Below are 6,743 nucleotides of genomic sequence, written 5' to 3'. Positions count from 1 at the left end.
CAAATTTTCTTATGAAGATTTACAATATAGTTCGGTTTTTTATATGGCTAAAACACTTTTGTCTCAGCCTCTTTTTTCATATTGTGAGAAATAGCTTTTGTTAGTTGATTTTTTGTGTGAGGTTATTTTACATCTTGTGTAAGTAATTATCTTCGAGTTATAATGATTATTGTTTATTAAATATTTGTGATAATGTATGGAAAGCAGTACATACTACAGATGATTTATAGAGATCGTTACATAAGGGGGATTTACATGGCTTCAAAAGAGAAAGATTTACAACAGCAGCAGTCTCCTTCCAAAGGGAAATGGGGCGTCCTGCTAGGAGCGGCCTTCCTGATGGGTTCATCAGCTGTTGGACCGGGCTTCCTGACACAAACAGCTGTCTTCACTGATCAATTATTAGCAAGCTTCGGCTTTGTTATTCTTATGAGCATCATTTTAGATGTTGGTGTGCAGTTGAATATATGGCGAATTATCGCTGTTTCCAGAATGCGCGGTCAGGATATCGCGAATAAAGTCTTGCCGGGGTTGGGATACTTCCTTGCTTTCGCGGTTGCATTAGGTGGTCTTGCATTTAATATCGGAAACGTTGGCGGAGCAGGACTAGGTTTGAATGTTATCTTTGGTATTGACGCTCGAATTGGTGCTATTATAACTGGTATTATTGCAATTGGTATTTTCCTTTCCAAAGAAGCGGGAGCTGCAATGGATCAGATTGCCCGTATTCTTGGAATCGTAATGATTGTGTTGACTTTGTACGTGGCGTTCCAAAGTGATCCGCCTGTCGGAGAGGCAATAACACGTACGTTTGCACCGACAGAACTTGATGTATTCGCAATCATCACACTTGTAGGTGGTACAGTCGGTGGTTATATCACGTTTGCTGGTGGTCACCGTCTATTGGATGCAGGTATTTCCGGGAAAGAAAACCTTCGCTACGTGACGCGAAGCTCGGTCACTGGTATTTTAATTGCTTCGATTATGCGGATATTCCTGTTCCTAGCTGTATTGGGTGTGGTAGTGACAGGTGTGAAATTGGATGCATCTAATCCTGCGGCGACAGTTTTCCTAGAAGCTGCTGGAACAATTGGATATAAGATGTTCGGTCTTATCCTATGGGCTGCTGGTATTACGTCTGTAATTGGTGCAGCATATACATCTGTTTCTTTCTTGAAGACATTATCAAAGCGTGTAGAGCGCCATCAGAAGCTTGTGACAATTGGATTTATCATCATTTCAACGATTATCATGGTTTTAATAGGGCAGCCAGCAACATTACTTGTCGTTGCAGGTGCAGTGAACGGTTTAATTTTGCCAATTGGTTTAGGTGTACTGTTAATTGCAGCCTATAAGAAATCAATCGTTGGGGATTATAAGCACCCATTGTGGCTCACAATCTTTGGTGCAATTGTCTTTATCGCAACGGCTTACTTGGCAATTGTTACGCTGATTGATAAAGTGCCGCAGTTGTTCTAATTCGAGAAGGAGGTCCTAAAAAATGAAGCTTACCTATCATCCGCTAGGAGATACGGGCATTCAGCTCGTTTTCGGACAGACAATCTCAGAGGAAACAAATCAGAAAATCCGGATTTTTACAGAGTTGCTTAAGGCGGAGCCGATTGAAGGAATTATCGAGTGGATACCGGCTTATACAACGCTATCAATTTTTTATCGTCCTGATAAAATTCGCTATCAAGCACTGCTGGAAAAACTGGAGCGTCTATATGAAAATATCCAAGGAGGAGTGGCCGAGGCCGCTTCTCTTGTTTATGAAATTCCTACCTATTATGGCGGGGAGACAGGACCTGATTTGAATTTCGTTGCGGATCATAATGGTCTGTCAGAAGAGGATGTCATCCGCATTCATTCCAGCCAGGATTATTTGATATATATGATGGGATTTGTCCCTGGTTTCCCTTACCTTGGCGGTATGCCGGAAGAAATTGCGACACCGCGCTTGGAGGAACCACGTTCGAAAATTGCAGCTGGTTCTGTAGGTATAGCCGGATCACAAACGGGTGTATATCCACTGGAAACTCCGGGAGGCTGGCAAATCATCGGTCAGACACCAGTGAAATTATACGATCCAGAACGTGAGCAGCCGATTTTATTGACTTCCGGTCATTATCTGAGGTTCGTCCCAATTTCGAAAAAAGAATATGACGATATTGCAGAAGCGGTTCGTCTTGGGGAATATAAGATTATCAGTAAGGAAAAGTAAGGAGGGGCTGGAATGAAGACGATTGATCTGAACAGCGATTTAGGCGAAAGCTTTGGTGCCTATACAATCGGAAATGATGAGGAAGTATTGAAATACATATCATCCGCCAATATTGCGTGTGGATTCCATGCGGGTGACCATAATGTCATGCTTGAAACGGTTAAAACAGCAGCGGAACTTGGTGTAGGAATCGGTGCTCATCCAGGCTTTCCTGACTTAGCGGGGTTTGGCCGTCGGGATATGAAGCTGTCTCCGAAAGAAATCTATAACCTAGTTGTTTACCAGGTAGGAGCAATCCAAGGAGCAGCCAAGGCTTGCGGTACATATGTTCAGCATGTGAAGCCGCACGGAGCGCTATATAATATGGCATCAAAAGATTCTGCTATTGCGGAAGCCATCGCAGCAGCAGTGCATGCAGTTGATTCGGGTTTGGTACTGTTTGGCTTGGCAGGAAGTGAGCTTGTGCGTGCAGGAGGGAAAGTGGGTCTAAGTGTTGCACAAGAGGTCTTTTCTGACAGAACATATCAGGCAGATGGAACGCTGACACCTCGTTCTCAAGCAAATGCTATGATACATGACGTGACAGTTGCAGTGGATCGTGTCATTCGTATGATTCAAGAAGGTAAAGTAACTGCTGTTGATGGAACGGATATTACTATTCAAGCAGATACGATTTGTGTGCATGGTGATGAACCGGAAGCGCTGCGATTCGTTCAACAACTCCGTGAAAGACTTCAGGCAGAACAAATAACGATTCAGAATTTCGGAGTAGAGCATCATGAGTAGTAAGCTATTTCAAGTGATCAAGCCCGGACTGATGACGACTTTTCAAGATCTCGGCCGCACTGGCTACCAGGAATATGGTGTAGTTGTAGCGGGTGCGATGGATGACTTTTCGCTGCAAATTGCCAACCTGCTCGTTGGAAATAAACGTGACGAGGCAGGGCTGGAAGTGACAATGATGGGACCGGTACTCAAGGTGCTGGAGGATGCTGTTATTGCGATAACAGGTGGTAATTTGTCGCCTAGAGTGAATGGCCAGCCGGCTCCAATGTGGAAGAGTTTTGCTGTGAAAGAGGGTCAGCTGATTGAATTCGGTCAGCCGCTGGAAGGAATTCGTTCTTATATCAGTGTGGCAGGCGGCTTTGACTTGCCAGCGGTAATGGGGAGCAATTCAACGTATTTGAAGGCGAGAATCGGCGGTCTGAACGGACGTGCGCTCGAGAAGGAAGACATTCTGTACGGTACTGAGAATCCTCATGCAGTAACGGGGCGTTCCCTTCATTACGATGAGATTCCTAAGTACAAGAAGGAAGTCACTGTAAGAGTCATCCTTGGGCCGCATCAAGATGCTTTCACAGATGAGACTATTAAAACATTCTTATCATCCAGCTATGAAATCACTCCTCAGTCAGACCGTATGGGGTATCGTCTAAAAGGTCCGGAACTGTCGCACAAAACCACTGCTGACATAATCTCGGAAGCTATCCCGCTTGGCGGAATTCAGGTGCCTGCCAATGGTCAGCCGATCATTCTGATGGCGGACCGGCAGACAACAGGAGGATATACAAGGATGGCGACAGTAATATCCACAGATATTTCCTTGTTAGCGCAAGCTGCGCCGGGAGCGCGCATTCGTTTTAAAGAAGTCGGAATGGATGAAGCGCAGGATCTTTATTTAAAAAAACAAAAAATTATAAGTGTACTTGAGAAGATAATTGTGTAAGAGGAGAAGGTGTTTGCGGACATCTTCTTTTTCTGTGAAAGATAATTCGTGGAAATATAAATAAACGTCAGGAATAATCAGCGTATAACTTATCAATGGTGTAACAGTGATAGCAATGTAATCTGTGGAGGGTTTTGCACCTGGATTGCTAATGATATTGAGTGGAATTTGCGAGAAAGTCTAGAGAAATGATGTTGTAAGTTGTGTGCTTTCTCTTCAGTCGTTCTGGGCACCTTTGCTGACATCCTATCCCATAGTAATCGCATGACAGAAAAGGCATTTCCCTATGCTCAGAAAATAAAATAGCTATACAGAATGTATCAACTAATCTCTTTTTAATCCGATATATAAGTAATAATTGTATTTTAAGGAGAAAATAATGACAATTAAAATAGCCTGTTATGGCTCTTGTATCACTAGAGATAATTTCAACTCCAAATTGAATAAAAACTATAAAGAGAGGTATGAATGTGTAGCGACCTCTTTGCATGCATCTTTGATAAGTCTTTTTTCACAGGAATTTACCTATGACGAGACTAAAATTGATTATATGGATGAAGAAAATGTCCATAATGAGGCTGATAAACTTAAGACTATAGAAGAATTAACCAAAAGTTTCTTTCATGATTTAAAAGTAAAACAGCCGGATTATCTGATTATGGACTTCTATACAGATGTCTTTTTAGGGGTGTTCTTCTCGCAAGATCGTTTCTTTACAAACAATGGTTATGTTAGCAAGACTTCATTCTTTGATGATCTGCCGGAAAAGTTCCATTTGAAGATTGAAAGAAGTCCATCTGACTATTTTGGTTTATTGTTGCCATCAATAGCTAAATTCATGGATTTCTTAAAAAAGGAAGTACCAAATTGTGAAGTGATCATTAATAAAGGGCGATTCAGCAATCGTTTGTTAGATTCAGAGGGCAAAGTTTCCTATCTGCCTTCTTATCAACAATATAATGATATTTGGGATAAGCTTGATAACTATATGATTTCAAAGTATGACTTGAAATTTATAGAGCTGGATCATCAGAAGTATTACATTTCCCCGAAGCCAACTATCGGTTGGGATGTGTTCCAATTACATTATCATGATAATTATTATCATGATTTCCTTGAACAATTAAATAAAGTTACTCAGATTGATAAAAATGCAGAGGTTAATTGAGGTTTACTATAAGACTAGTTTGTATTGTCTGTAAAGAAAATTATAACAAAAAGAAAGCGTGCGGCTTACTACAGCTGCACGCTTTCTTCTATTAATTAATTCCGAATCAAATAATCAAATGCACCAAGCGATGCTGTCGCACCTGATCCCATAGAGACAATGATTTGTTTATATGCTGTATCCGCACAGTCTCCTGCAGCAAACAGGCCAGGGACATTTGTTTGCCCGTGTTTGTCGACGATAATCTCACCCATTGGAGTGCGCTCAACGACGTCAGCAAGGAATTCTGTATTCGGTACAAGACCAATTTGGACGAAGACACCTTGCAGGGCAATGTGTTTCTCTTCGTTTGTGTCGCGTTCAACGTAGGTGATACCGTTGACATTGTCGTCTCCGGTAATCTCCGTAGTTTGTGCGTTTGTAATAATAGTTACGTTCGGCAGGCTGTAAGCACGCTTTTGCAATACCTCGTCTGCTTTTAATGTATCGGCGAATTCAAGGACTGTAACGTGGTTCACGATACCAGCCAAATCGATGGCTGCTTCGATACCGGAGTTACCGCCGCCGATGACAGCAACGTCTTTTCCTTCGAATAGCGGACCATCACAGTGTGCACAGTAGGCAACACCTTTGTTCTTGAATTCCTGCTCGCCAGGAACGTTGACATTACGCCAGCGTGCACCTGTAGAGATGATGACGCTCTTGCTTTTCAGTGTCGCGCCGTTCTCCAGCTCCAGCTCAAATAAATCGTTTTTCGCAATCTTCGTTGCCTTCTGCAGGTTCATCACATCGATGTTGTAATCTTTTACATGCTCTTCCAGGCTTGCAACAAGCTTCGGACCTTCTGTCTCCTTAACGGTGATGAAGTTTTCGATGCTCATCGTATCCAATACCTGCCCGCCGAAGCGCTCTGCTACAATTCCGGTACGGATTCCTTTACGAGCAGCGTAGATAGCTGCACTGGAACCAGCTGGACCGCCGCCGACAACAAGAACGTCATAAGGTTCTTTGTTATCAAACTCAGATGCATCTGCACTGGAGCCCATTTTCGCTAGCATTTCTTCAAGCGTCATCCGGCCGCTGCCGAAATTCTCGCCGTTCAAATAAACAGTCGGAACTGCCATGATGTTCTTGCTTTCTACTTCGTCCTTGAAAGCCGCGCCATCGATCATCGTGTTTGTGATGTTCGGATTCAGTACACTCATCACATTCAATGCTTGCACGACATCCGGGCAGTTATGACAAGTCAAGCTGATATAAGACTCAAAGTGGAATTCGCCTTTGATATTCTTGATCTGGTTGATCAGTTTTTCATCAACCTTTGGTGCACGACCGCTTACCTGCAAGAGAGCAAGGACGAGCGAAGTAAACTCATGGCCAAGCGGAATACCAGCAAAAGCAACGCCGGTATCCTCACCAACACGGTTCACGGTGAAGCTCGGGGTACGTGAAAGTTCTGCTTTTTCGACTGTTATCTTAGACGACATAGCTGCAAGCTCTTCAACTAGAGCAAGCATCTCCTTAGAAACGTCGTCTGCACCAGCGCTTACTTTAAGAACGATAGGGTTCTCCATAAGCGCCATATACTGGTTCAATTGAGCTTTAATGTTTGCATCAAGTACCAT

General features: G+C 43.0%; 6 protein-coding genes. 5 read left to right on the top strand and 1 reads right to left on the bottom strand.

What is annotated here, in order from left to right; all coding sequences use genetic code 11:
• Nucleotides 1–255: 255 nt before the first annotated feature.
• The 5 genes from AE2B122_RS08845 to AE2B122_RS08825 all read left to right on the top strand — a co-directional run bounded on the left by AE2B122_RS08845 (nucleotide 256) and on the right by AE2B122_RS08825 (nucleotide 5,118).
• Entirely contained in the window at nucleotides 256–1,479 is a 1,224-nt protein-coding gene (locus AE2B122_RS08845) for an NRAMP family divalent metal transporter (protein WP_095220386.1), read from the top strand.
• 22 nt (nucleotides 1,480–1,501) lie between these two features.
• Nucleotides 1,502–2,224: a 5-oxoprolinase subunit PxpB gene (gene pxpB / locus AE2B122_RS08840; protein ID WP_095269220.1), complete on the top strand. Its 723-nt coding sequence runs from the start codon at nucleotides 1,502–1,504 to the stop codon at nucleotides 2,222–2,224.
• Nucleotides 2,225–2,236: 12 nt separating this feature from the next.
• Nucleotides 2,237–3,010, top strand: coding sequence for a LamB/YcsF family protein (locus tag AE2B122_RS08835; RefSeq protein WP_175073813.1), 774 nt, complete (start codon nucleotides 2,237–2,239; stop codon nucleotides 3,008–3,010).
• Nucleotides 3,003–3,950, top strand: a complete 948-nt coding sequence (locus AE2B122_RS08830; protein WP_175073812.1) for a biotin-dependent carboxyltransferase family protein — start codon at nucleotides 3,003–3,005, stop codon at nucleotides 3,948–3,950. Before AE2B122_RS08835 ends, AE2B122_RS08830 begins: the two co-directional genes overlap by 8 nt.
• Before the next feature lie 379 nt (nucleotides 3,951–4,329).
• Nucleotides 4,330–5,118 carry a DUF6270 domain-containing protein gene (locus tag AE2B122_RS08825; RefSeq protein WP_175073811.1) on the top strand — a complete coding sequence of 263 codons (789 nt, stop codon included), beginning with the start codon at nucleotides 4,330–4,332 and terminating at the stop codon, nucleotides 5,116–5,118.
• Nucleotides 5,119–5,213: 95 nt separating this feature from the next.
• Here AE2B122_RS08825 and ahpF read toward each other — a convergent pair whose 3' ends face one another.
• Nucleotides 5,214–6,743 carry an alkyl hydroperoxide reductase subunit F gene (gene ahpF, locus AE2B122_RS08820; protein ID WP_095220381.1) on the bottom strand — a complete coding sequence of 510 codons (1,530 nt, stop codon included), beginning with the start codon at nucleotides 6,741–6,743 and terminating at the stop codon, nucleotides 5,214–5,216.

The sequence above is a fragment of the Terribacillus sp. AE2B 122 genome, assembly GCF_902497585.1.
GTDB lineage: Bacteria > Bacillota > Bacilli > Bacillales > Amphibacillaceae > Terribacillus > Terribacillus saccharophilus_A.
Note: the sequence above shows the minus strand (reverse complement) of the source record. Positions and strands in the feature narration are given on the sequence as shown.